This window comes from Streptosporangium sp. NPDC004631 (assembly GCF_053601935.1).
Map to the genome: position 1 here is coordinate 76,894 of NZ_JBSGCR010000010.1, position 23,771 is coordinate 100,664.

Consider the following 23,771-nt stretch of genomic DNA (forward strand, 5'->3'; position numbering starts at 1 on the left):
GGGCCGGGGCGCTCCCGCACCGGGAGAGGCCGACCCCGGCGATCGGGGCCGGCCGTCGACGACCGTCACATGGGCCGGGGACCCGGGGCGGTAAATGTCAGTACGGACTCCTATGGTGGTGAACCGTGGAGCACAGCGTGCAGGGAACTCTGGACGAGCTGGGCACACCGCTCAGCCAGATCACCTTCGTCGTGTTCGACCTGGAGACCACGGGGGTCTCCGCGGGCGAGCACGCGATCACGGAGATCGGCGCGGTCAAGGTCCGCGGCGGTGAGGTGCTCGGCGAGTTCGGCACGCTGGTCGCCCCCGGGACGCCGATCCCGCCGTTCATCTCGGTGCTGACCGGCATCACCGACGCCATGGTCGCCACGGCGCCGAGGATCGAGGCGGTGCTGCCGTCGTTCCTGGAGTTCGCCGAGGGCACCACGCTGGTGGCGCACAACGCGGGGTTCGACCTGGCCTTCGTCAAGGCGGCCTGTGCCGCCCACGGGTATCCCCCGCCGGCCCATCCGGTGGTCGACACCGTCGTCCTGGCCCGCAGGCTGCTGAACCGCGGTGAGGTCCCGAACTGCAAGCTGTCCACGCTGGCCCGGCTCTTCAGCAGGACCGAGCCCTGCCACCGCGCGCTCGCCGACGCCCAGGCCACCGTGGACGTGCTCCACGCGCTGCTGGAGCGGGCGGGCTCCTTCGGGGTGGAGACCCTGGAGGAGCTGAGGGGTTTTGTCCGCGCGCCCACCGCGGGGCAGCGCCGTAAGCGGCATCTGGCCGACGCGGTGCCGACCGGGCCGGGCGTCTACGTGTTCGAGGACGAGCGCGGCGACCCGCTCTACGTCGGCAAGAGCGTCAACCTCCGCGACCGCGTGCGCGGTTACTTCACCGCGAGCGAGACCCGCCCCCGGATCCGCGAGATGGTCGGCATCGCCGAGCGGGTCCGCACGATCGTCTGCGCGACGCCGCTGGAGGCGGAGGTCAGGGAGCTCAGGCTGATCGGGTCCGCCAAGCCGCGATACAACCGCAGGTCGCGCTCTCCGGAGAGGATGGTCTGGCTCAAGCTGACCGACGAGCCGTTTCCCCGCCTGTCGATCGTGCGCGAGATCAGAGACGACGGCGCCGGTTACCTCGGCCCGTTCGGTGGTGTCCGCGCCGCCGAGGACGCCCGCACCGCGCTGCACGAGGCGATCCCGCTGCGGCAGTGCACCGACAGGATCACTCCGCGCACCGGCCGCCCGGCCTGCGCGCTCGCGGGGATGGGCAGGTGCGGGGCGCCCTGCGAGGGCCGCCAGAGCGTCGAGGAGTACGGCCTGCACGTCGTGGCCGCCCGCCGGGCGATGGAACTGGACGCCGGCGCGGTCTTCTCCGCGATCGAGGCCCGGATGGAGCGGCTCTCCCTCGATCAGCGCTACGAGGAGGCGGTGGCCGACCGCGACCGGCTCGCCTCCTACATCCGCACCTCGGCCCGCATGCAACGGCTGCGGGCACTCACCTCGATCCCCCAGATGGTCGCGGCGGCCCCGGCGGCCCCGGGCGACTGGGAGATCCACGTCGTCCGGCACGGCCGGCTGGTCTCGGCCGGGGTGATGCCCCGGGGCGCCCACCCCACCCCGTTCGTGGACGCGCTGGTGTCCACCGCCGAGACCGTGGTCCCGGGGCCCGGCCCGGTGCCGGCCGCCGGCGCCGAGGAGACCGAGTGCGTGCTGCGCTGGCTGGAGAGTCCCGGCGTGCGGCTGGTGCAGGTGGAGGGCACGTGGAGCCTGCCCGTCGGCGGCGCCGGACGGCTCAAGGCCCGCATCGACCGCGCCTACCAGGCACGCGAGCCGCACCGGTTGCGCGAGGGCCGTCCACCGCGCTGATAGCTTCGACGGACAGCAGGCAGTCGGAAACGAGGAGGAAGCCGTGATCACCGCGATCGTGCACATCAACGCCGAGGTGGACCGGATCCCCGAGGTCGCCCAGACGATCGCCGAGATCGAGGGGGTCAGCGAGGTGTACTCCATCACCGGCGAGTACGACCTGATGGCCATGGTCCGGGTCTCCGCCTACGAGGAGATCGCCGAGGTCATCCCCGGGCGGCTGAACAAGGTGGCCGGGGTCCTGCACACCGAGACGCACATCGCCTTCCGCACCTACTCCCGGCACGACCTGGAGGCCGCCTTCTCGATCGGTCTCGGCAACTCCGACTGACGGCCCGCCCGAGATGACTCACCCCGGCCGGTGGGCCCCCGGGCGCGTCTCGCCCGCCGTGGGCAGGCGGGCACGTACCTCGAACCCCCCGCCGGGCAGCGGCCCCGCCTCGAACGTCCCGCCGAACATCGTGGCGCGCTCGCGCATGCCGAGCAGGCCGGGGCCGAAGGGCGGCACGGAGGCGGCACGGCCGTCGTCGCGGACCAGCACGTCGAGGAAGCCCGGCCGCCAGCGCAGGGTGACGTGGGCCGACCGGGCCCGCGCGTGCCTGAGGGTGTTGCCCAGCGCCTCCTGGACGATGCGGTAGGCCGACAGTTCGAGGGCGAGGCCGACCTCGGCGGGCCGGCCGTCGGTGACCGCGTCGGCCCGCAGGCCCGCGGCACGGACCTGGACGAGCAGATCACACAGGTCGGACAGCTTGGGCTGGGGCGCCCGGACCCCGGGGGGACCGTCCTCCGGGTTCAGCAGGCTCAGCGTGCGCTGGAGCTCCATCAGGACCTGACGGCCCGACTCCTCGGCCACCCGCAGGGTCTCCCTGGCCCGGCAGGGGTCACGCTCCATGATCATCCGGCCTGCGCCGACGCCCAGCGTCATCATGCTGACCCCGTGGGCGATCACGTCGTGCAGTTCGTGAACGATCCGGACGCGTTCCCTCGTGACGGCCGCGTGGTCCAGGGCCTCCCGCCGCTCGGCGGCCTTGGCGCGCTCCCGGTCGAGCCGCTGGAGCAGCAGCCGCCGTTCGCGAAGGAGCCCCGCGACGGCCAGGGAGAGCCCCAGGACCACGAGGAGGGGCAGGGCGAACGCTATCCGCCCGGCCAGAAGGTCGACACGCCACATGGGCGCAATCTAGGACGGCGCCCGCGGGGACCACATCCCCTCACCGGCGGATGCAAGATCCCCCGGTGAGGGGACGGAGAGATCAGGACGGCCTCAGCGCCTGGCTGGCCTCGATCCAGCGGTCGAGGGTGACCTCCGCGGCGCCGGAGTCCACGGCCTGCCCGGCCCGGGCGTATCCGGCGGCCATCGCGGCGGTGAGGTCGTCTCCCGAGCCGTCGAGGGAGACCAGCGCGGCGGCGGCGTTGAGCAGCACCGCGTCCCGGACCGGACCGGTCTTCCCGCCGACCAGGTCGCGTACGGCCCGCGCGTTGAACGCCACGTCCCCTCCCTGCAGCGCGTCCGGCGCGGCCCTGGGGACGCCGAGCGCGGCCGGGTCGAAGACGGTGCGCCGGGCGGCGCCGTCACGCACCACCCAGACCGTGGAGGTCGTCGTGGTGGTGAGCTCGTCCAGCCCGTCGTCTCCCCGGAAGACCAGCGCCGACACGCCGCGCTCGGCGAACACCCCCGCGACCACGGGGAGCATGCCGGCGTCGAAGATGCCGATCGCCTGGGCGGCGGGCCTGGCCGGGTTGGTCAGCGGCCCCAGGAAGTTGAAGACCGTCGGGATGCCGAGTTCCTTGCGCGGCGGCCCGGAAAACCGGAACGCCGGATGGTAGAACGGCGCGAAGCAGAAGGCGATGCCCGCCTCGACGGCGACTCTGGCGGTGTTCTCCGGGGACAGGTCGAGCACGATCCCCAGGTGCTCCAGCACGTCGGCGGCTCCGCAGGAGGAGGAGGCCGACCGGTTGCCGTGCTTGACCACCCGCGCGCCCGCCGCGGCGGCCACGATCGCGGCCATCGTGGAGACGTTGACCGTGTGGGCGCGGTCGCCGCCGGTGCCGACGACGTCGACGACGGGACCCGCCACCGACAGCGGGACCGCCCGCTCCAGCATGGTGCGCGCCAGCCCGGTCACCTCCGCGACCGTCTCCCCCTTCGCCCGCAGCGCCACGGCGAAGCCGGCGATCTGCGCCGGCGTGGCCGAGCCGGACATGATCTCGTTCATCGCCCAGGCGGTCTCGTCGGCTGTCAGGTGCTCACCGACGAGCAGGGCCGACAACAGCGCGGGCCAGCTGGTGCGCGCGTCCATGGGGTCTCCAGAAGGTGTTCCACCGGGTGGCCGGTGAGGGCGGGGGCTTTAAGCGGGCGGTCAGCCGGGTGGGGCGGTGAGGGCGGGGCTCTAGCGGGCGGTCAGCCGGGTGGATTGGCGGCGGCGCATCAGGTCCGCGACGGTGCCGGCCAGGACGACCGGGTCGATCGGCTGCGCCACGACGGCCTCGGCCCGCGACCACTCGGCCAGCCAGCGGTCGTCGCGACGGGCGATCAGCAGGCAGATCGGCGGGCAGTCGTACACCTCGTCCTTGGCCTGGCGGGCCACGCCCATGCCGCCGGCCGGCTGGGCCTCCGCGTCGAGCACGGCCACGTCGATCTCACCGGAGTCGAAGTGCTGGACGACCTTGGCGTGGGTGGCGCACTCCACGATCTCCACAAGGGGCACGTCGGCGGCCGGACGCCGGCCGAGTGCCTGCCGCACCTTCTCTCGGGTGCTCGCGTCGTCGCTGTAAACGAGGACCCTCATCTTGTCGTCGGTGCTCAAGGTGCGCTCACTATCCCTTGTCGATGTACGGTCACCTGGGATGGTACCGGTCACCTCGCCCGGAGACCCAAGGTCGGAGAGAGCACCGGGTGATTTGCCTCATAATCGCAGTTTGAGAGGGTGTTTGACCCCGCTACCGGGGGGTCGTGCGGCAACCCGACCGGGAGAGCCGCAATAATGCTGCCCGTGGCGACAGCATCCGCAATCTCATCGACGACGACAGCACACTCGTCCGGCAGGCCTGACCTGGTCAGCGTCGGCACGATCGTCTGGCTGTCCTCTGAGCTCATGTTCTTCGCGGCGCTGTTCGCGATGTACTTCACCATCCGGTCGGTGAGCCTCGGCGAGGGATTCCCCTGGCCCGAGGCTCATTTGAACGTCCAGTTCTCGCTGGTCAACACGATCATCCTGGTTCTTTCGAGTGTGACCTGTCAGCTGGGCGTGTGGGCAGCTGAGAAGGGCCAGGTCGCCAAGCTGCGTTTCTGGTACCTCGTCAGTTTCCTGATGGGCGCCGTGTTCGTCGCCGGTCAGCTGTACGAGTACAGCCAGCTGGTTCACGAGGGGCACACCCTGTCGCACTCCGCGTACGACTCGGTGTTCTACCTGACCACGGGCTTCCACGGCCTTCACGTGACCGGTGGACTGATCGCGTTCCTGTTCATGCTGGGACGCACGTACGCCGCGAAGCGCTTCACCCGTGAGCAGGCGACCAGCGCGATCGTCGTGTCCTACTACTGGCACTTCGTGGACGTGGTCTGGATTGGCCTTTTCGTAACCATCTATGGCATTCACTAAGGAATCGGGGATCTCTGTGACTAGGATCACCGCTAGACGGCGGCATCCCCTCGCGAGATACGCCGTCCTGCTTCTTGCCCTGGGGCTGGTCGGAGGGTTCTACACCCTCCTGGCCCCGTCGAGCGAGCGGGCTGACGCGGCCATCGCGTCCGGCAGAGCCGACGACGTCGCCGAGGGGAAGAAGCTCTTCGAGCAGAGCTGCTCCAGCTGCCACGGCATGAACGCCGAAGGCACCGCGCAGGGCCCCACGCTCGTGGGCGTCGGCGCGGCGGCCGTGGACTTCCAGGTCAGCAGCGGGCGTATGCCCCTGGCCAACCCCGGCGCCCAGGCCCCGCGCAAGCCGCCGGCCCCCTGGGTCAACGGCGACACCATCAGGCAGCTCTCGGCCTACATCCAGTCTCTCGGCGGCGGCCCGACCGTCCCCACCGCCGAGCAGGTCGACCCCGCCAAGGGGAACAAGGCGAGGGGTGGCGAGCTGTTCCGTGCGAACTGCATCCAGTGCCACAACTTCGTCGGCTCCGGCGGCGCCCTGACCCAGGGCAAGTACGCCCCGCCGTTGGACCAGGCCAGCCCGGCGCAGATCTACGAGGCCATGATCACCGGCCCGCAGGCGATGCCCGTGTTCAACGACAGCATCATCACTCCCGAGGAGAAACGGGACATGATCGCCTATATCGTGGGCGTGCGTGAGGAGCCCAACCCGGGCGGCGCGGGTCTCGGCCGCATCGGCCCGGTAACCGAGGGTCTGGTGGCCTGGATCGTGGGCATCAGCCTGCTCGCCCTTGCCGCCATCTGGATCACCGCGAAGAAGCGACAGGCCCACCAATGACTGACAACGACCACGACATCGAGCAGCCCGAGGAACGCGTGCCACGGCGCGTCATCGGCACCCCCTCACCCGCGGCGGGCACGTCCCTGCTCGGCGCCGAGGAGCACGACGCCGCGGGCGTCCCCGACGTCCCCGGCGTGACCCCGCAGAACGAGAGAATCGCGAAGAAGGGCGAGAGGTTCGCCGCCCTCTGCTTCGTCGTCACCCTGCTGGCGGGCATCGCCTTCATCGTCTCCTACGTGGTGTTCCAGGTCGGCGACATCGAGAAGACGAAGGTCTCCACGCTGGCCCTGGGCGGCACGCTCACGGTGGCACTGCTGGCGCTGGCCACGGGCATCGTGATCTGGGTCCGCATGGTCATGCCGAAATACAACCTGGTCCAGGAACGCCACCCGATGGCCTCAGGGCCGGAGGCCAGGGAGTACGTCGCCGAGACCTTCCTGCAGGGCGCGGCCGAGAGCGGCATCGCCAAGCGCCCGCTGCTCCGCCGTACGCTGCTGCTCGCCTCGGCTCCGCTGGGCCTGGCCCCGCTGGTGCTGCTGCGCGACCTCGGCCCGTCCTACTCCGACTTCCCGAAGGAGCTGCGGCACACCGTCTGGGGCCGGAAGACCAAGGACGGCAAGGACCGCAGGCTCGTCGTCGAGGGCACCGGCGCGCCGATCCGCGCGGCGGACTTCAACTCCCCCGGCGGCATCCTGTCCGTCGTGCCCGAAGGGTACGAACACGACCTGAACGCCCTGGCCAAGGCCACACTGATCCTGATCAAGTTCCGCCCGGAAGAGATCAAGTCCGGGACGAACGCGAACTGGACGCACGACGGGATCGTCGCGTACTCCAAGATCTGCACGCACGTCGGCTGCCCCGCGGCCCTCTACGAGCAGACCACGCACCACATCCTCTGCCCGTGCCACCAGTCGACCTTCGACGCCGCCGACGGCGCCAAGGTGATCTTCGGCCCGGCCGCCCGGCCTCTGCCCCAGCTTCCGATCGCCGTGGATAATGAGGGGTACCTCGTCGCCACGGCCGACTTCGCCGTCCCCCCCGGTCCCAGCTTCTGGGAGCGCGGCGACGCCGAGGCCGAGGTCCGTGAGAACGGAGGCCACGCATGAGCACCGGAGCCGTTCCGAAGCCCATAGCGAGCACAAGCAGTTTCCTGGACGACCGCCTTGGCGCGGGAAACTTCCTCAAGCGCAACCTGCGGAAGGTCTTCCCCGACCACTGGTCGTTCCTGCTCGGTGAGATCGCGCTGTACTCGTTCATCGTGCTGCTGCTCACCGGCACGTTCCTGACGTTCTTCTTCAAACCCTCCATGGGCCACGTCGCCTACGAGGGCTCGTACGAACCGCTCAAGGGCATCATGATGTCCGAGGCGTACGCCTCGACGCTGAGCATCAGCTTCGACGTCCGCGGCGGTCTGCTGATGCGGCAGATGCACCACTGGGCCGCCCTGCTGTTCGTCGCCGGCATGATGGTGCACGCGCTGCGGGTGTTCTTCACCGGCGCCTACCGCAAGCCGCGCGAGCTCAACTGGCTGATCGGCGTCGGCCTGCTGACGCTGGCGCTGCTGGAGGGCCTGACCGGTTACTCCCTCCCCGACGACCTGCTCTCCGGCGCCGGACTGCGGATCACCGAGGGCGTGGCGATCTCGCTGCCGCTGGTCGGCACCTGGATCACCTTCTTCCTCTTCGGCGGCGAGTACCCGGGCGAGGACGTGATCTCGCGGTTCTACTCGCTTCACATCCTGCTCATCCCGGGCATCCTGCTGGCGCTCATCTCCGCCCACATGATCCTGATGTGGGTGCAGAAGCACACCCAGATGCCCGGCACCGGCCGGACGAACACCAACGTGGTGGGCGCCCCGTTCTACCCGGCCTTCATGGCCAAGGCGGGCGCGTACTTCATGTTCACGTTCGGGGTGATCGCGTTGCTGGGCACCTTCGCGCAGATCAACCCGATCTGGCTGTTCGGCCCCTACACGCCGGCGGACATCTCGGCGGGCTCCCAGCCCGACTTCTACATGGGCTTCCTGGAGGGCTCGCTCCGCCTGATGCCCGCGTGGGAGATCAACGTCCTGGGCTTCACGCTGCCGATGAGCGTGCTGATCCCGGCGCTGCTCCCGATGGGCGTCATCATGACGGGCCTGGCCCTGTATCCGTTCATCGAACAGTGGGTGACCGGCGACCGCAGCGAGCACCACGTGGTCGACCGTCCCCGCAACAACCCGCACCGCACCGCGATCGGCATGTCCGCGGTCACGTTCTACGGTGTGCTGTGGCTGCTCGGCGCGAACGACGAGATCGCCTCGGTCTTCCACGTCTCGCTGAACTGGACGACCTACATCGGACGAGTCCTGATCTTCCTCGGCCCGATGGTCGCCTACGGCGTCACCTACCGGATCTGCCTGGGCCTGCAGCGCAGCGACGCCGCGGTGCTCGGCCACGGTGTGGAGTCGGGCGTCATCAAGCGTCTGCCGCACGGCGAGTACATCGAGGTCCACGTCCCGTCGAACGAGGCCATCGCGGCTCACATGCGGGGCAAGACGCCGGTGCCGATGATCACCGGTACCGGGACCGACGATGACGGCATCCCGTCCAAGGGGATGCGCGGCCCGCTCGGCAGGCTCCGCGCCAAGCTGAGCGAGCTCTACGGCGGCGAGAAGATCCCGCTGGACGACGGGCACGGTCACGGTCACGACGAGCACGCGGAGGTCGGCCCGGGCAAGGACGACAAGTCCCTCACCCGCTGACCCTCCACAGGAAGGGCCCGGACACCTCACGGTGCCCGGGCCCTTCCGCTTTCCACGCCCTGTCCCCCACCACCCCTCCAGCGCGCCGTACGGCCCGCACAGGCCGCCGACCGGCCCGCCGAGGAAAGGGGCGACCCAGGGGACATCCGGCACCCACGGCCCCCTCAGAGCCTCCCCGTACCCCCCGGGACGCTCTCCCGAGACGGGCGCCGGGAAAACCCGAGCGGGCCCGGCGGACCCCCGGGACGGCGGGGGCCGGCCGCGGAGACGGCTCGCAAGACCCCGGAGACGGCTCAGAGGGACTCGGAGCTCAGAGAGACTCGGGGACGGCTCAGAGGGACTCGGTGGTGAAGTACTTGACGCTGCTCCACCTGAGCCACTGCCTCCAGTTCTCCTGCCAGTGACCCCAGCCGTTGGTGGGCTCCAGCTTGCGGGGCGAGCCGGTGATGATGATCGGGTCCCCGATCAGCGTGTTGTCGATGAACCAGACGGCGTTGCCGGGGCTGACGTTGACGCAGCCGTGGCTGACGTTGGAGTAGCCCTGTGAGCCGACCGACCACGGGGCGCTGTGGACGTACTCCCCGCTGTTGGAGATGCGGACGGTGTTGTAGACGGTCATCTGGTAGTAGCCCGCGGAGCCGGGGCCGATGCCGGGCGAGGTCATGATGGTGACGGGCTCCCTGGACATGGCCAGGTGGACGCCGCTGGTCGTGTAGTACTTCCAGGTGCCGCCCTGGCCCGCGCTCATCGGGATCTCCCTGACGGTCTTGCCGTTGCGCTTGACGGTCAGGTGGTGGGTGAGGGTGCTGCCCCTGGTGATCTGGGAACGCCCGATCTTGAAATGGATGTTCTGGTTCTGCTTGCCGTACAGGCCCTTCCCGCCCCGGACGCCCGCGAGGTGAGCCTCGACCCGGACCTTGGTGTGGGCGGGCCAGAAGGTCTTGGGGCGGAAGTGCACGGTCTTGTCGTCGAACCAGTGCCACGCGCCCAGGACCGGTTTGGAGGTGCGCACCACCAGGTTGCGCTCGACCGAGACACGGTCGGTGATGGGCTGGTCGAAGGTGATCATGATCGGCATGCCGACCCCGACGGTGAGACCCGTCATCTCCTTGTTCGGCAGGAGCTCCTGAATGGTGAAGCTCTTGTCGGCCTTGACCGTGGAGAAGGAGGTGACCGTCTGGGTGACCTTGCCGGACGGGTTCACCGCCACCGCGGTGACCTCGTAGGAGGCCCCCGGAAGCGCGGTGCCCCGGCTCCGCCACTGGGTGGCGTCGGCGCTCAGTTCGCCCGGCAGGGAGTTCTTGCGGCCCTTCACGGTGACACTCTTCAGCGTTCCGCCCCGGGCCGCGACCAGAATCGTCGCGTCGGTCGGCACATTGCCCGACCTGTCGAGAGGAACCACGCTGACCGCCGCGTCGGCGTACTGCGCGGCGCCCTCCGTGCCCCGCGCGGCGGTGCCCCCGCCGGTCGAACACGAACCCACCAGCACCAGCGCCAGCAGCCCGGCCCCCTGAATCGAACCACGCATCGCCTGCCCCACGTGTACTCCCCTGTTCAGGACCGGTCTACTGATCCTGTTATTACCCGTAGTAAGCGGAGCGCCACATATGACAACCATGCTGAGTTCCCAATAAACACCAAAAAACGGGCCACGGAAGCTTCCCGTGGCCCGTTCTCGGCCGCGAAACGGCGCGGGGCGGTCTGAGGTGCCCCGCCCGCGCCGTCCCCGAGGGTCAGTGCGAGAACTGCCCCCGGTAGTACTCGAAGACGAATCCGATCATGCTCATGATGACCGCGAAGACGCCGATCAGGAACAGCCACCAGCCGATGACCACGCCGACCGCGCAGAGCGAGACGGCCAGGCAGACGAAGAGCGGCCACCAGCTGTGCGGGCTGAAGAAGCCGATCTCCCCGGCGCCGTCGCTGATCTCGCCCTGCTTGTTGTCCTCCGGCTGGTCCCCGATACGGCGGGCCGTGTACATCAGGTAGTAGCCGATCATGAAGGCGAAGCCCACCGAGATGGCCATCGCCGTCGTGCCGACCGGCTCCCTGGACCAGAACCAGTACACGACGTCCACCGCGGCGAAGAAGACGCCGCAGAGGATGAACAACCAGCCCTGAACCTTCATCGGTTCTCCTCCAGCTCACGAGGGGCCGAGACGTACGGGTGCCTGAGGTCGAACGCCGGGCGCTCGGACCGGATGCGCGGCAGCGAGGTGAAGTTGTGCCGCGGCGGCGGGCAGGACGTCGCCCACTCCAGGGAGTTGCCGTAGCCCCAGGGGTCGTCCACGGTGACCTTCGGGGCGTTCTTGTGGGTGTGCCAGACGTTGTAGAGGAACGGCAGTGTGGAGGCGCCGAGCAGGAACGCGCCGACCGAGGAGACCATGTTCAGATCGGTGAAGCCGTCGATCGGGCTGTAGTCGGCGTAGCGACGGGGGAAGCCGGCCGCGCCGAGCCAGTGCTGCACCAGGAACGTGGTGTGGAAGCCGATGAACAGCGTCCAGAAGTGGATCTTCCCGAGGGTGTCGTTGAGCATCTTGCCGGTGAACTTGGGCCACCAGAAGTAGAAGCCCGCGAACATGGCGAAGACCACGGTGCCGAAGACGACGTAGTGGAAGTGGGCCACCACGAAGTAGGAGTCCGCGACGTGGAAGTCCAGCGGCGGCGAGGCCAGGATGACACCGGTCAGACCGCCGAACAGGAAGGTGACCAGGAAGCCGATGGAGAACAGCATCGGCGACTCGAAGGTCAGATGGCCACGCCACATCGTGCCGAGCCAGTTGAAGAACTTCACCCCGGTCGGCACCGCGATGAGGAACGTCATGAACGAGAAGAACGGCAGCAGCACCTTGCCGGTCGGGTACATGTGGTGCGCCCACACCGTGATCGACAGACCGGCGATCGCGATGGTCGCGCCGACCAGGCCGATGTAGCCGAAGAGCGGCTTGCGGCTGAAGACGGGCAGGACCTCGGTGACGATGCCGAAGAACGGCAGGGCGATGATGTACACCTCGGGATGGCCGAAGAACCAGAACAGGTGCTGCCAGAGCATCGCACCGCCGGTGGCCGAGTCGAAGATGCGCGTGCCGAGCTTGCGGTCGGCCTCCAGGGCCAGCAGCGCGGCGGCGAGCACCGGGAAGGCCATCAGCACCAGGATCGCGGTGAGCAGGACGTTCCAGGTGAACATCGACATCCGGAACATCGTCATGCCGGGCGCGCGCATGCAGATGATCGTGGTGACGAAGTTGACCGAGCCGAGGATGGTGCCCAGGCCGCTGATGGCGAGGCCCATGATCCACAGGTCGCCGCCGATACCGGGCGAGCTGATCGCGTTCGACAGCGGGGTGTAGGCGAACCAGCCGAAGCTGGCCGCGCCGCCCGGGGTGAGGAAGCCCGACAGGGCGATGAGGCTGCCGAACAGGAACAGCCAGAAGCTCACCATGTTCAGCCGGGGGAACGCCACGTCCGGCGCGCCGATCTGCAGCGGCATGAGCTCGTTGGCGAAGCCGGCGAACAGCGGCGTGGCGAACATGAGCAGCATGACCGTGCCGTGCATGGTGAACAGCTGGTTGAACTGCTCGGCGCTGGTGATCTGCAGACCCGGCTGCGCCAGCTCGGCCCGCATGATCAGCGCCATGACGCCGCCGATCAGGAAGAACGCGAAGGAGGTGATGAGGTAGAGATGTCCAATGATCTTGTGATCGGTGGACGAAAGCCACTTCGCGATGACCGACCCCTTGCGGGTCGGCGCCACCGTGAGGGAGATGGGCTCGTTAAGTGCGGTCACTGGGCACCCGCCTGAGTAGCGATGTACTGGTCGAACTCGGCCTGCGAGACGAGTTTCACCGAGAAGAGCATCCGGCTGTGGTCCACACCGCACAGTTCGGCACAGCGACCGGCGTAGACCGCCGGCTTGTTCAGCGTCTCCACCTCGAACCTGTTCTCCACACCCGGGATGACGTCACGCTTGAAATGGAAGGCGGGCACCCAGAAGGAGTGGATGACATCCGGCGAGACGAGGTCGAACTCGACCTTCTTACCGACCGGGAGGATCAGCTGCGGCCCCTGGGTGTACTCACTGACGGGCTTGCCGACAACCTCGGTCTTCTTGCCGTTGTAGTCCGTCGTGAAGCGCCAGCTCCACTGGAAGGCCTCGACCTTGACCTTCACCTCGGCCTGCCCGGAGATCGCGTTGACGTAGTTCTGGTCCCGCGCGGTGAAGAAGAAGAAGACGCCGACCATGATGATGGGCACAACCGTGTAGAGGATCTCAATCGGGAGGTTGTAGCGCACCTGGGGCGGCAGTTCCTCCTTGGAGTTCTTCCTCTTGCGGTGGAACGCCACGGACCAGAGGATCAGGCCCCACACGACCAGACCGGTGGCGAGAGCGGCGATCCAGGATCCGTTCCATAGATTCTGAACGGTTTCGGCCTGCTTGGTGATGCCTTCGGGCATGCCGCCTCGGGACCACTCTTCGGCACTGCACGCCGTTGCGGACACCATCAGCAGCGCCAGAGCGGCAGCGCGTGGCACCCGGCGGCGGGCCAACGGACGCCGTGCGGAACGGCGGGTCGGACTCACGGATCGCCTACCCCACAGATGAAGCCCAGGAGTCGCTCCTGGGCGGTCGTTTGTTCATATTCACAACTTGTAGTTCACAGCTTTACGCTGGGGGACACATTAGCGCGGACCGCCCCCGCCCCCCCGCGCAGCCCCCGATTGCGCCGCGCGTGATGCGACCATTGGGGCGTGGCGTACTTCGACGCGGCCTCCACCGAGCCGCTGCACCCTCAGGCACGCGAGGCTCTGATCGCGGCGCTCGACGTCGGCTGGGCCGACCCGGCAAGACTGTACGGTCCCGCCCGCCGGGCAAGGATGCTACTGGAGCAGGCGCGTACCGAGGTGGCCGAGGTGCTCGGGGCCCGGCCGGACGAGGTGGCCTTCACCACCTCGGGCACCCAGGCCGTGCACCTGGGGGTGCTCGGCGCCCTGCACGGCCGGCGCCGGGCGGGGCGCCGCCTGGTGACCTCGGCCGTCGAGCACTCCAGCGTGCTGCACGCCGCCGGGGTCCACGAGCGCGACGGCGGCTCGGTCGAGACGGTCGGTGTCGGCCGCACCGGGGCGGTGGACCCGGCCGCCTTCCGGGAGGCGGTCCTGGCCGAGGGGACGGCGCTGGCCTGCCTGCAGAGTGCCAACCACGAGGTCGGAACGGTCCAGCCCGTCGCCGAGGCGGCGGCCGCGTGCGCCGAGGCCGGTGTGCCGCTGCTGGTGGACGCGGCGCAGACCGCGGGCCGGATGCCCCTGCCCGGGGGCTGGTCGGTGCTGACGGCGAGCGCGCACAAGTGGGGCGGCCCCGCGGGCGTCGGCGTGCTGGTGGTCCGCAAGGGCACCCGCTGGCGGAGCCCTCTCCCCGAGGACGAGCGCGAGCGCCGCAGGGTCCCCGGCTTCGAGAACGTGCCGGCGATCGTCGCGTCGGCCGCCGCGCTGCGCGCCATGGCCGCCGAGTCGGCCCAGGAGTCGGCACGGCTCTCGGCGCTGGTGGAACGGATCAGAACCGAGGTGCCCGGACGCGTTCCCGACGTCGAGGTGATCGGCGACCCCGTCGCACGAGCTCCTCATATCGTCACCTTTTCGTGTCTTTACGTGGAAGGTGAGGCTTTGCTGACGGAATTAGACAAGGCAGGATTCGCGGTATCGTCCGGCAGCTCATGCACGGCCAGTACGCTTCGTCCATCACATGTTTTGGAGGCCATGGGCGTGCTTACGCATGGGAACGTCCGGGTATCGCTGCCCCAGGGCACGTCGGCGACCGACGTCGATCGCCTTGTCGCCGTTCTCCCGGACATGGTGAGGAGGATTCGCGAGGATGCGGGGGTAAAGTCGTGATCAACATCTGGGGAGTGAAGACCTCATGACGTCCGCACAGGCCGCCACGGAGGGATCCACCCAGCCTCCGGCGCTGACCATCGACGCGCTGGGCAAGAAGTGCCCGATCCCGATCATCATGCTCGCCGAGCAGATCAACCAGGTTCCGCGCAACGCGATCGTCTCGGTCCTGGCCGACGATCCGGCGGCGTTCACCGACATCCCGGCGTGGTGCCGGCTGAAGTCGCACCACCACGTGGCGAGCCACGAGCTTCCCGAGGGCGGCTGGGCCATCCACGTACGGCGCAACTACTGACCCGCGCCTCCAGGCCCCCGCCCCGGGCCGTGGCCCGCCGCGCACCGCGGGGCGGGCCGGGGCCGGTTACCGGGTGGAACCCGGGCGCCGCGTACGCGCCACCGGGGCTCGGCCGGGGCCGGGAGACGGCGGACAGGACTCAGGCGTAGTGGCACTTCACCGAGACGGCCACCTCTGCGGCGGCGTCGGCACCGTAGGCTCCGGCGAAGCGGTCGAGGAACGCCCTCTGGCCCAGCTCGTACTCCTGGCAGCCGATGCGCTCCAGGACGTGGGTGGCCGTGAGGTTGCCGATCTGGCCGCAACGTTCCAAGGGCAGCTCCCAGGCGACCCCCGCCAGGAAGCCCGAGCGGAAGGCGTCGCCCACCCCGGTGGGGTCGGCCTTGCCCAGCTCGGGGGCGGGCGAGACGTGCAGGGACGGCTCACCCCTGCGGTCGATCACGGCGCCCTTGGGGCCGAGCGTGGTGACACGGACGCCGACCCGGTCGAGGATCTCCCCGTCGGACCAGCCGGTCTTCTGCTCGATCAGCCCCTTTTCGTAGTCGTTGCCGAACAGGTAGGCGGCGCCGTCGATCAGCCTCCGGATGTCCTCGCCGGGCATGCGGGCCAGCTGCTGTGAGGGGTCGGCCGCGAACGGGACGTGACGGCTGCGGGCCTCGTCGGTGTGGCGGAGCATCGCGTCGGGGTCGTTGGGGCTGACCAGGATCAGGTCCAGGCCGCCGAGCCGGTCGGCGATCGGACCCAGCTCGATCAGCCTGGCCTCGGCCATCGCGCCGGTGTAGAACGACGAGATCTGGTTGTGCTCCTCGTCGGTGGTGCACAGGAACCGGGCGGTGTGGTGGACCTCGGAGGTGTGCACGGAGTCGCAGTCGACGCCGTGCCGCTCCAGCCAGGATCGGTAGTCGGCGAAGTCCGCGCCGACCGCGCCGACCAGGACGGGCCGCAGTCCCAGGCAGCCCATGCCGAAGGCGATGTTGGCCGCGCAGCCGCCACGGCGGATCTGCAGGTCGTCCACGAGGAACGACAGGGAGACCCGGTCGAGCTGGTCGGCGATGAGCTGGTCGCCGAAGCGGCCAGGGAAAATCATCAGATGATCGGTCGCGATTGAGCCGGTGACGGCGATGCGCACGGGGTCGTTCTCCTCGTTGTCAGCATCATGGAAACGGATCATGGGAACAGCGGGAATTGCATCGGAGCCCCGCAAGAATACGCGACGGCGTAGACGCGCGGCGGCCCCGCGAGGTGACGGGTTCTCCACCTCGCGGGGCCTCCGCGCGACGCCCGTCCCGCCCGCTCGCGGCCGTACGGGCGGATCAGGGCACTAGTTGAACGAATCTCCGCAGGCGCAGGAGCCGGTGGCGTTCGGGTTGTCGATCGTGAAGCCCTGCTTCTCGATCGTGTCGACGAAGTCGACCGTGGCGCCCACGAGATACGGGGCGCTCATCCGATCGGTGACCACACTGACACCGTTGAAGTCCGTGACGACGTCCCCGTCCATCGAGCGGTCGTCGAAGAAGAGCTGGTAGCGCAGGCCGGAGCAGCCTCCGGGCTGCACGGCCACGCGCAGCTGGAGGCCTTCCTCACCCTGCTGCTCCAGCAGGCTCTTGACCTTGGCCGCGGCCGCGTCACTGAGGATCAGGCCCTGGGCCGTGGTCTCGCTGCTCTCAACCGACATGTGGTGACTCCCGCGTCTGCGTCAACCGCCCGCCTGGAACGGCTGTCTGTTTGTGACGTCCTTCTTAGACGCTACCAACACGCGCCGACGACTACACATTCCTGGGCTCACGACCGTCGTCCGACCCCGGAATAAATCCCATCACCGTGTGTGTCATTATTAGTCGTCAGTTCGACGATAAGGGGGTGTGGTCGTGACGACCACCGAGACCGGCCTTCCGCTTTTCGTCCTCGGCACGGGGACCGACCCACACAGTGAGCGCGGGGTCGACTGTCCCGGCGAGTTGCCCGCGGCCTCCGACCCGGCGCTGGTGGAGCGTGCCAGGCGGGCCAGGTCCGCGCTCGGCGACCGGGTCTTCGTGCTGGGGCACCACTACCAGCGCGACGAGGTCATCCAGTTCGCCGACGTGACCGGTGACTCCTTCAAGCTCGCCAGGGAGGCGGCTGCCCGGCCGGACGCCGAGTACATCGTCTTCTGCGGCGTGCACTTCATGGCGGAGTCGGCCGACATCCTCACCGGCGACTCCCAGAAGGTCGTGCTGCCAGACCTCGCCGCCGGCTGCTCGATGGCCGACATGGCCACGTTCGACCAGGTGGAGGAGTGCTGGGAGGTGCTGGAGGACGCCGGGATCTCCGAGGTCACGGTCCCGGTCACCTACATGAACTCCAGCGCCGACATCAAGGCGTTCTGCGGGCGCAACGGCGGCGCGGTGTGCACCTCGTCCAACGCCGGGCGCGCCCTCGACTGGGCGTTCTCCCGTGGCGAGAAGGTGCTGTTCCTGCCCGACCAGCACCTGGGGCGGAACACCGCGGTGCTGGAGATGGGCCTGTCGCTGGACGACTGCGTCGTCTACAACCCGCACCGGCCGAACGGCGGGCTGACCGCCGAGCAGCTCCGCGACGCGCGGATGATCCTGTGGAAGGGGCACTGCTCGGTGCACGGCCGCTTCACCCCCGAGTGCGTGGACGACGTGCGCGAGAGGATCAGTGGCGTCAACGTGCTGGTCCACCCCGAGTGCAGGCACGAGGTGGTCACCAAGGCGGACTACGTCGGCTCGACCGAATACATCATCGGAACGCTCCGGGAGGCGCCGGCCGGTTCCTCCTGGGCGGTGGGCACCGAACTCAACCTGGTCAAGCGGCTCGGACAGATGTTCCCCGACAAGAACGTGACATTCCTCGACAAGACCGTCTGCTACTGCTCGACGATGAACCGGATCGACCTGCCGCATCTGGTGTGGGCGCTGGAGTCCCTCGCGGCCGGTCAGGTGGTCAACCAGATCACCGTGGACGCCGACACCACCCACTGGGCCAAGGTGGCCCTGGACCGGATGCTGGCCCTTCCCTGAGCCTCTCCGGGGCTCTCCGGGGCTCTTTCGAAGCCCGGCCCCGGAGACGGGTCCTCGGCGGTTCACGCCGCCGGGGCCCGTCTCCCGGGACGCCTCAGGCCTCTCCCCGGCCTCCGGGGCCTCCGGGGCCTCCGGGACGGGGACTACCTCAGCTCGTAGACCACCCGCACGGTGACCGAGACGCCCTGCTGACCGGGACTGATCGAACTCTTGTCGGCGGCCATGCCCGCGCCGAAGGTCGTCGGCCGGGGTGGCGTGACGCTCTCCTCGCTGATCGTCAGGACGGGGCCCAGTTCGCGGCCGGACAGCTGGGCGTACTGCTCGGCACGGGCCCTGGCGTCCTTGAACGCCGCGTCCCGCGCCGCCCTGAGCATCCTGCGGCTGTCGGACACCTCGAAGGACACACCGTTCAGCCGGGTCTCCTCCCCGACGGCCACCGCGGCCTCGATCACCCTGTCCGCGCTCTCGACGTCGCGCACCACGGCCTCGACCCCCTGCGCCGCCCGGTAGCCGGAGACCTTGGGGTAGGTGTCGTACTCGGGGCCGAGGGACAGCTCGCTGGTCCGCAGGTCCTTGGAGTCGATCCCTGCCCTGAGCAGCGCCCTGGTCAGCCTGGCCGCGGCCTTGCGCGCGTCGGCGAAGGCCTGCCCCGCGGTGCCCCGGCGCACCTCGACCCCGGCGTTCAGCCGCATGGTGTCGGGGACGGCGGCCAGGTTCCCCTCCCCGACGACCGTTACCTGGGACCGTCCTTCGTCCATGACCACCTTCGCAGTGCCGGAGCCGGAGTCGGCGAACGCGACCCCGCCGAACATCGCCGTGGCGGCGAGAGTGGCCAGGGCCACGGTATGAGACATCTTGATCATAGGCTCATGGCATCACGGGGCGGGGGCGGCGCCGGGGAGGCGCCGGTGTGCCCTGCCATGTCTTGAAGATCGGATTACGGCCCGCCCCGGCCGCCGGCCGGGGCGGGCCGTCTCAGCGCTCCCGGGTGAAACGCATGAACTGCTTCTCATACTCCTTGGCGTCGGTGCTGGTGGCCAGCACCCGCTTCACCCGCCCCTGGAAGTCGATCACCACGGCCTCGAAGCCGGTGCCCTTGCGCCGCCAGCCGGCGATGTGCTGGTCGTCGTACCAGCCGATGAGCCGCTCGGTGGCGAACGGAATCCTGAACCGGGCCTCCGCGTCCGTGGTGGTCGACCAGACGCAGATCTCCCGCTCGGTCTCCTTGCAGTAGGTCATGAGCAGCGTGCCCGACGGGGAGATGTCGTCGCCCTCCACGGTGACCGGGGTGCCCACGTCGAGCAGGGTCTGCAGCACGGTGCCCCGCAGGTCGTAGAAGCGGATGCGCTGGGTCTTGCCGGCGAGCGCCCAGGTCCCGACGGCCCTGCCGTCCCCCCGCCAGAAGTAACTCCACTTGCCCGCGTCCCTCTCCTTCACGCGGACGATCCTGGCCTTCTTCCCGGCGACGTCGATGACCGCGTAGCCGTACTCCTTGCTGGTGCTCCCCACCGCCTCGTAGAGCGTCACCAGGCCCCGTGTGCCGTCCGGGGACCACTGCGGGAGGGTGGGGTAGACGGGCGCCTTGGTGATCCTGATCCGGGTCACCGCGCCGGACTTCCGGTCGACGACCGAGACGACGGCGTAGCTGTCGGCGTCGTAGACCTTGTCGGTGGCCAGCGCCTGGGTGCCCGAGGCGTTCACCGTGTACTGGAAGTACTTGTCGTTCTTGGTGAAGGTGCTGCCGCCGAAGGTGCGGACATAGAGGTTCTTGTCCCAGTCGAGGCTGTAGGAGGTGAGCTTGATCGGGTCGTCGTCGCTCTCCTGGACCGTGGTCGAACCGCCCGGCAGCTTGATCGTCCTGGTCGCCCGGGGCGGATCGGAGACGGTGGGGGTGGAGGGCGTGGGCACGTCGTCGCCGCCGGCAGCCCGGGTGACGACCGGGCCGGACGTGCCGGCCCGCAGCGCCAGCGTGACCCCTCCCGCCACGGCGAGTGTGACCACGAGTCCCGCACCGACCGCGATCCAGACCCCGCGCCCACGTCCGGACCCGGCCGCCCCCGGCCCCCGGTACGGCGGAGCCCCGTGGAACGGCTGCGGGCCTCCCTGGGACGGGTGGGTCGGCGGACCACCGTGGGGCTGCGGGTAACCGTGGAGCTGCGGGTAGCCGGGCCCGGCCTGCCGCGGATGCCCCGGCCCGGTCTGCCGGGGCGGATAACCTCCCGGCCCGGGTCCGGGGCTCGGGAGCCCCTGCGGGCCTCGCGGCCCGGTCTGCTGCGGATGGCCGGCCTGGCCGTATCCGGCCTGTGGAGGCTGCGGCCGGCCGCCCTGCGGAGGCGGAGGGTATCCGCCCTGCGGAGGGTGGCCGTCCTGCGGGAGAAGGGCAGGCTGCGGGAGGTGGGCGGCGGCACGCTGGGTGTGGCCGTCCCGCGGAAGGTGGTCGGCACGCTGGGTGTGGCCGTCCCGCGGGGGCGGGGGGTGGCCGCCGGAGCCGGGGCCCGTCCGCTGCGCGGCGGCGGCCGAGCCCTCGGCGAGGATGCCCCGGGGCGCGGTGGGCGTCTGGGTCCCCGGCGCCCCCGGCGCTCCCGGTGCGCCGCCGGTGTGGCCAAGCAGCCGCAGCAGGGCCTCCCCCGCCGTCGGGCGCCGGGCCTGGTCCTTGGACAGGCAGTGCCCGACCAGGTCCCGCAGCGCCGGATCGGCGATGGCCCGCAGATCGGGCTCCATGTTCATGATCCGATTGAAGATCGCGGGCAGGCTGTCGACGCCGAACGGCGGCCGGCCGGTGGCCGCGAAGACCATGGTGCAGCCCCAGGCGAACATGTCGGCGGACGGCCCGGCGTTCTCCCCGGCCAGCTGCTCGGGGGTCATGTAGGAGGGGGTGCCGATCGCCGTGGCGGTCAGCGTGGAGGTCCGGTCGAGGGCCTTGGCGATACCGAAGTCGATCACTCGGGGGCCGTCGGGGGCGAGGAGCACGTTGGACGGCTTGAAGTCCCGGTGCACGATGCCCGCCTGGTGGATGGCGACGAGCGCGGTCACGGTGCCGATCGCCAGCCGGTGCAGCGCCGAGCCCGCACGCGGCCCCTCCGCGGCCACGATCTCGGCCAGTGTCGGGCCGTCGATGTACTCGCTGACGATGTACGGACGGTGCCGGTCGACCCCGGTGTCGATCACCGCGGCGGTGCAGAACGGCGCGACCCGCTGGGCGGTGCCCACCTCGCGCACGAAGCGCTCCAGCGCCTCCTCGTCCTGCGCGAGATCGGCGCGCAGGAGCTTGACCGCGACCCGGGCACCGGTGGGCGACACGCCGAGATAGACCGTTCCCTGACCGCCCTCGCCGAGTCTCGCCGTGAGCCGATACTCCCGCACCCGCTCGGGGTCTCCCGGCCGCAAGGACGCAAGGTCCGGCATACCCATACCCTCCCTTTGGCATATTTTTACGGTCCATTGTGACGGCAAAGAATCACAACCGGTGCATCAATCCCGGAGGGGGCGGACCGAAACCAACTACCCGCGGCGACCGTCCGGCCGCCCGTCGTGGTGACCGCCGAGCGTCCGGACGGCCTCGACGATCACCTCGGGGCGTTCGAGCTGGACCTGGTGCCCGACGCCGGGAAGGGTGACCAGCCGGGCGTTCAGCAGCCGGGCGAGGTCGCGGTGACAGGGGTCCTCGGGACCGGCGCTGAGAACGACGACCGGGATCCGCGGGAAGGGACGGCTCGCGCGCAGCTCGCCGAGCGCGGCGGCCATGTCCGGGTAGGCCAGCCATTCGGCCAGCGCGGCGGCCAGCACCCGACCCCTGCCGTACACCGTACGGCCCTGACCGGATGTCCCCATGAGGAGACGGTGCGCCAGGGGCAGCACCGGGTAGGCGAGCGCGGTGGCGCCGAAGGTGCGGCCCAGGGCGGGCAGGGCCCGCTGTACGGCCCGCACCGCGGCCCCGCACGGCCCGGCGCGAGCCCTCGGGGCGCGCTCACAGCTGGGATCGACCAGGACCAGCCCGGCCACCTGCCCGGGGTGGAGCCTGGCGAACGCCTCGGCGTGCAGGCCGGCGACCGAGTGCCCCACCACCACCGCCCCGGTCCCGGCGAGCGCGGCGATCCGGTCGGCCTCCTCACCGAGCGTGGGCGGCCCGAGGTGGCCCGAGCTGAGCCCCAGCCCCGGCCGGTCGAAACGGATCACCTCGTGGTCGCGGCTCAGAGCGGCGGCGACCCGGTCCCAGTGGAACCATGCCCCGGCCATCCCCGCGCAGATCAGCACCGGTGGTCTCCCGGCCCCCTCCGGCAGGATGTGCGCCGTCGGCGGGGGTTCCGGGGTCCTGTCCAACGCCAGGGCGACCCCCAGCAGCAGAAGCCAGAGCGCGACGACCCCGAGCTGGAAACGCTGCGCGACCCCCACCGGGCCGCTGGGACCGGCCGCCACCACGGCGAGGGTCCACACCGTGGCGACGGCCATCAGAGAGGCCAGCGCGGCCCCGCCGCAGGCGAGGTGCCGCCACCTGTGCCGCCGCAGCGCGCTCACCGGCAGCGCCACGAGACTGACCGCCACCCCGGCGAGCGCCAGGGAGCTGACCACCGCGTGGATCCGGTGGGCGGCCGAGACCCTGCCCGCGGCCTCGGCCGCCGCGCACGACGGATCGCTCAGCGAGGCGCAGTCCAGCGGGAAGAGACCGGCGTCCAGCACCGTCATCCCTCCGAACAGCGCGAGGCCGAGCCAGCCGGCCGTCCCGGCCCTGTCGGGGCGGCCGTCGGGCGCCAGGGCCACCCCGGCCAGGCAGGCGAGCCCGGCCGCCACGTCGGCGGCCCGCACCAGCCACGACCACGGCTGGTCGGCGGCGGCCAGCTCGCTGACGTAGGCCCAGACCCGGTCGATCCCGGGGTTGAGAAACTGCAACGGCACCCAGGCGCTGTAGCACAGGCCCGCCAGGACGAAGGCGCAGGCGGCGGCCGGGGGCACCCTTCGGCGGGAACCCACCGCTCACAGCCCGGGGGCGCCCCAGAGGGGGAACCAGCGGCCCAGGTCGGGCTCGATCCTCAGCTCCCCCTCAAGCGCGGCGCGTACCTGAAGTTCCAGCGCGTTGTCCCTGTGCCCGCCGGAGAGCGGCGCGAACGGATAGAAGGTCCCCCGCTTGTAGAGATACACCAGGGCGAGCCTGTGCCCGTCCCGGTCGGCGAAGGAGATCAGCGAGCAGAGCAGGGAGGGGCCGAAACCCGCACCCTCAAGGGAGGAGTTGACCGCGTGCAGGTCGGTGACCAGCTCGCCGACCTGATCGGGGGTACGGCGCACCAGCAGCCACGTGTAGCCGTAGGAGTCCTCGGACCGGGTGACCGGCGGGCCGCCCCCGGCGGCGAGCAGATCGACGACGTCGTGCTCCAGTGTGGTGAACGCCCCGCCCTCGGCCGAGCGGAAGCAGACCGAGCCCAGCCCGGCCGGCGTCAGGTCCGTCGCGGCCTGCAGGGTCACCGCCGCCGCCGGCAGTGCGAACAGGGCGTCCAGATCGGGTCTGACGGGTTCGGTACGGCCCAGCAGCGCGTCCCACCACCTGGCCACCG

Annotated in this window: 22 protein-coding genes; 9 read left to right on the forward strand and 13 right to left on the reverse strand. The window is 70.1% G+C overall.

Translation table 11 applies throughout. From position 1 onward, the window contains the following. The first annotated feature begins 137 nt into the window (after positions 1-137). Positions 138-1,850: a DEDD exonuclease domain-containing protein gene (locus ACWEF2_RS12980; RefSeq protein WP_453814759.1), complete on the forward strand. Its 1,713-nt coding sequence runs from the start codon at positions 138-140 to the stop codon at positions 1,848-1,850. A gap of 43 nt (positions 1,851-1,893) precedes the next feature. After that, a complete protein-coding gene (locus ACWEF2_RS12985; protein ID WP_453814761.1) occupies positions 1,894-2,181 on the forward strand; it encodes an Lrp/AsnC family transcriptional regulator in 288 nt (95 codons plus the stop codon). 18 nt (positions 2,182-2,199) lie between these two features. Here the strand turns inward: ACWEF2_RS12985 and ACWEF2_RS12990 are convergent, their stop codons facing one another. From ACWEF2_RS12990 to ACWEF2_RS13000, 3 genes are all read right to left on the reverse strand, one after another. Further along, entirely contained in the window at positions 2,200-3,018 is an 819-nt protein-coding gene (locus ACWEF2_RS12990; RefSeq protein WP_453814763.1) for a sensor histidine kinase, read from the reverse strand. A gap of 82 nt (positions 3,019-3,100) precedes the next feature. After that, a complete protein-coding gene (gene trpD / locus ACWEF2_RS12995) occupies positions 3,101-4,147 on the reverse strand; it encodes an anthranilate phosphoribosyltransferase (RefSeq protein WP_453814765.1) in 1,047 nt (348 codons plus the stop codon). 90 nt (positions 4,148-4,237) lie between these two features. Next, positions 4,238-4,636 (reverse strand): response regulator, encoded by a 399-nt coding sequence (locus tag ACWEF2_RS13000; protein ID WP_355598648.1) that lies wholly within the window; start codon positions 4,634-4,636, stop codon positions 4,238-4,240. Between the two features lie 195 nt (positions 4,637-4,831). On the opposite strand from ACWEF2_RS13000, the gene ctaE reads away from it, so the two are divergent. Genes ctaE through qcrB form a run of 4 tightly spaced genes read left to right on the forward strand, consistent with a single transcriptional unit; the run spans position 4,832 to position 9,024 of the window. Then, positions 4,832-5,449 (forward strand): aa3-type cytochrome oxidase subunit III, encoded by a 618-nt coding sequence (gene ctaE, locus ACWEF2_RS13005; RefSeq protein ID WP_355598552.1) that lies wholly within the window; start codon positions 4,832-4,834, stop codon positions 5,447-5,449. 16 nt (positions 5,450-5,465) lie between these two features. Next, positions 5,466-6,278, forward strand: coding sequence for a cytochrome bc1 complex diheme cytochrome c subunit (gene qcrC / locus ACWEF2_RS13010; protein WP_453814767.1), 813 nt, complete (start codon positions 5,466-5,468; stop codon positions 6,276-6,278). Further along, positions 6,275-7,387 (forward strand): cytochrome bc1 complex Rieske iron-sulfur subunit, encoded by a 1,113-nt coding sequence (gene qcrA, locus ACWEF2_RS13015; protein WP_453814769.1) that lies wholly within the window; start codon positions 6,275-6,277, stop codon positions 7,385-7,387. The genes qcrC and qcrA overlap by 4 nt, the downstream gene beginning before the upstream one ends. Next, positions 7,384-9,024: a cytochrome bc1 complex cytochrome b subunit gene (gene qcrB, locus ACWEF2_RS13020; RefSeq protein WP_453814770.1), complete on the forward strand. Its 1,641-nt coding sequence runs from the start codon at positions 7,384-7,386 to the stop codon at positions 9,022-9,024. The genes qcrA and qcrB overlap by 4 nt, the downstream gene beginning before the upstream one ends. Before the next feature lie 331 nt (positions 9,025-9,355). On the opposite strand, the gene ACWEF2_RS13025 is transcribed toward qcrB, so the two are convergent. The 4 genes from ACWEF2_RS13025 to ctaC all read right to left on the reverse strand — a co-directional run bounded on the left by ACWEF2_RS13025 (position 9,356) and on the right by ctaC (position 13,605). Then, positions 9,356-10,552: an Ig-like domain-containing protein gene (locus ACWEF2_RS13025; RefSeq protein WP_453814772.1), complete on the reverse strand. Its 1,197-nt coding sequence runs from the start codon at positions 10,550-10,552 to the stop codon at positions 9,356-9,358. Between the two features lie 205 nt (positions 10,553-10,757). Further along, positions 10,758-11,153: a cytochrome c oxidase subunit 4 gene (locus ACWEF2_RS13030; protein ID WP_355598542.1), complete on the reverse strand. Its 396-nt coding sequence runs from the start codon at positions 11,151-11,153 to the stop codon at positions 10,758-10,760. Next, positions 11,150-12,811 carry an aa3-type cytochrome oxidase subunit I gene (gene ctaD / locus ACWEF2_RS13035; RefSeq protein ID WP_453814774.1) on the reverse strand — a complete coding sequence of 554 codons (1,662 nt, stop codon included), beginning with the start codon at positions 12,809-12,811 and terminating at the stop codon, positions 11,150-11,152. The genes ACWEF2_RS13030 and ctaD overlap by 4 nt, the downstream gene beginning before the upstream one ends. Continuing rightward, positions 12,808-13,605 (reverse strand): aa3-type cytochrome oxidase subunit II, encoded by a 798-nt coding sequence (gene ctaC, locus ACWEF2_RS13040; protein ID WP_453814776.1) that lies wholly within the window; start codon positions 13,603-13,605, stop codon positions 12,808-12,810. Before ctaC ends, ctaD begins: the two co-directional genes overlap by 4 nt. A 168-nt stretch (positions 13,606-13,773) precedes the next feature. Between ctaC and ACWEF2_RS13045 the strand changes: the two genes are divergently transcribed. Next, positions 13,774-14,910: a cysteine desulfurase family protein gene (locus ACWEF2_RS13045; protein ID WP_453814778.1), complete on the forward strand. Its 1,137-nt coding sequence runs from the start codon at positions 13,774-13,776 to the stop codon at positions 14,908-14,910. Positions 14,911-14,935: 25 nt separating this feature from the next. After that, on the forward strand, positions 14,936-15,205 hold the full coding sequence (locus tag ACWEF2_RS13050) for a sulfurtransferase TusA family protein (protein WP_355598534.1): 270 nt from the start codon (positions 14,936-14,938) through the stop codon (positions 15,203-15,205). Between the two features lie 139 nt (positions 15,206-15,344). Here the strand turns inward: ACWEF2_RS13050 and ACWEF2_RS13055 are convergent, their stop codons facing one another. Together ACWEF2_RS13055 and erpA are read right to left on the reverse strand one after the other, a co-directional pair. Next, entirely contained in the window at positions 15,345-16,331 is a 987-nt protein-coding gene (locus tag ACWEF2_RS13055; RefSeq protein WP_453814780.1) for a carbohydrate kinase family protein, read from the reverse strand. Between the two features lie 192 nt (positions 16,332-16,523). Beyond that, positions 16,524-16,877 carry an iron-sulfur cluster insertion protein ErpA gene (erpA, locus tag ACWEF2_RS13060; RefSeq protein WP_068894270.1) on the reverse strand — a complete coding sequence of 118 codons (354 nt, stop codon included), beginning with the start codon at positions 16,875-16,877 and terminating at the stop codon, positions 16,524-16,526. Positions 16,878-17,070: 193 nt separating this feature from the next. On the opposite strand from erpA, the gene nadA reads away from it, so the two are divergent. Further along, entirely contained in the window at positions 17,071-18,225 is a 1,155-nt protein-coding gene (nadA, locus tag ACWEF2_RS13065; protein WP_453814783.1) for a quinolinate synthase NadA, read from the forward strand. 143 nt (positions 18,226-18,368) lie between these two features. Here the strand turns inward: nadA and ACWEF2_RS13070 are convergent, their stop codons facing one another. From ACWEF2_RS13070 to pspAB, 4 genes are all read right to left on the reverse strand, one after another. Beyond that, complete coding sequence (locus ACWEF2_RS13070; protein ID WP_453814785.1) at positions 18,369-19,079, reverse strand: SIMPL domain-containing protein; 711 nt, start codon at positions 19,077-19,079, stop codon at positions 18,369-18,371. A gap of 121 nt (positions 19,080-19,200) precedes the next feature. Beyond that, positions 19,201-21,630: a protein kinase domain-containing protein gene (locus tag ACWEF2_RS13075; protein ID WP_453814786.1), complete on the reverse strand. Its 2,430-nt coding sequence runs from the start codon at positions 21,628-21,630 to the stop codon at positions 19,201-19,203. Between the two features lie 96 nt (positions 21,631-21,726). Beyond that, on the reverse strand, positions 21,727-23,193 hold the full coding sequence (locus ACWEF2_RS13080) for an alpha/beta fold hydrolase (RefSeq protein WP_453814788.1): 1,467 nt from the start codon (positions 23,191-23,193) through the stop codon (positions 21,727-21,729). A gap of 3 nt (positions 23,194-23,196) precedes the next feature. Continuing rightward, positions 23,197-23,769 carry a PspA-associated protein PspAB gene (pspAB, locus tag ACWEF2_RS13085; protein ID WP_453814790.1) on the reverse strand — a complete coding sequence of 191 codons (573 nt, stop codon included), beginning with the start codon at positions 23,767-23,769 and terminating at the stop codon, positions 23,197-23,199. Between the last annotated feature and the right edge of the window lie 2 nt (positions 23,770-23,771).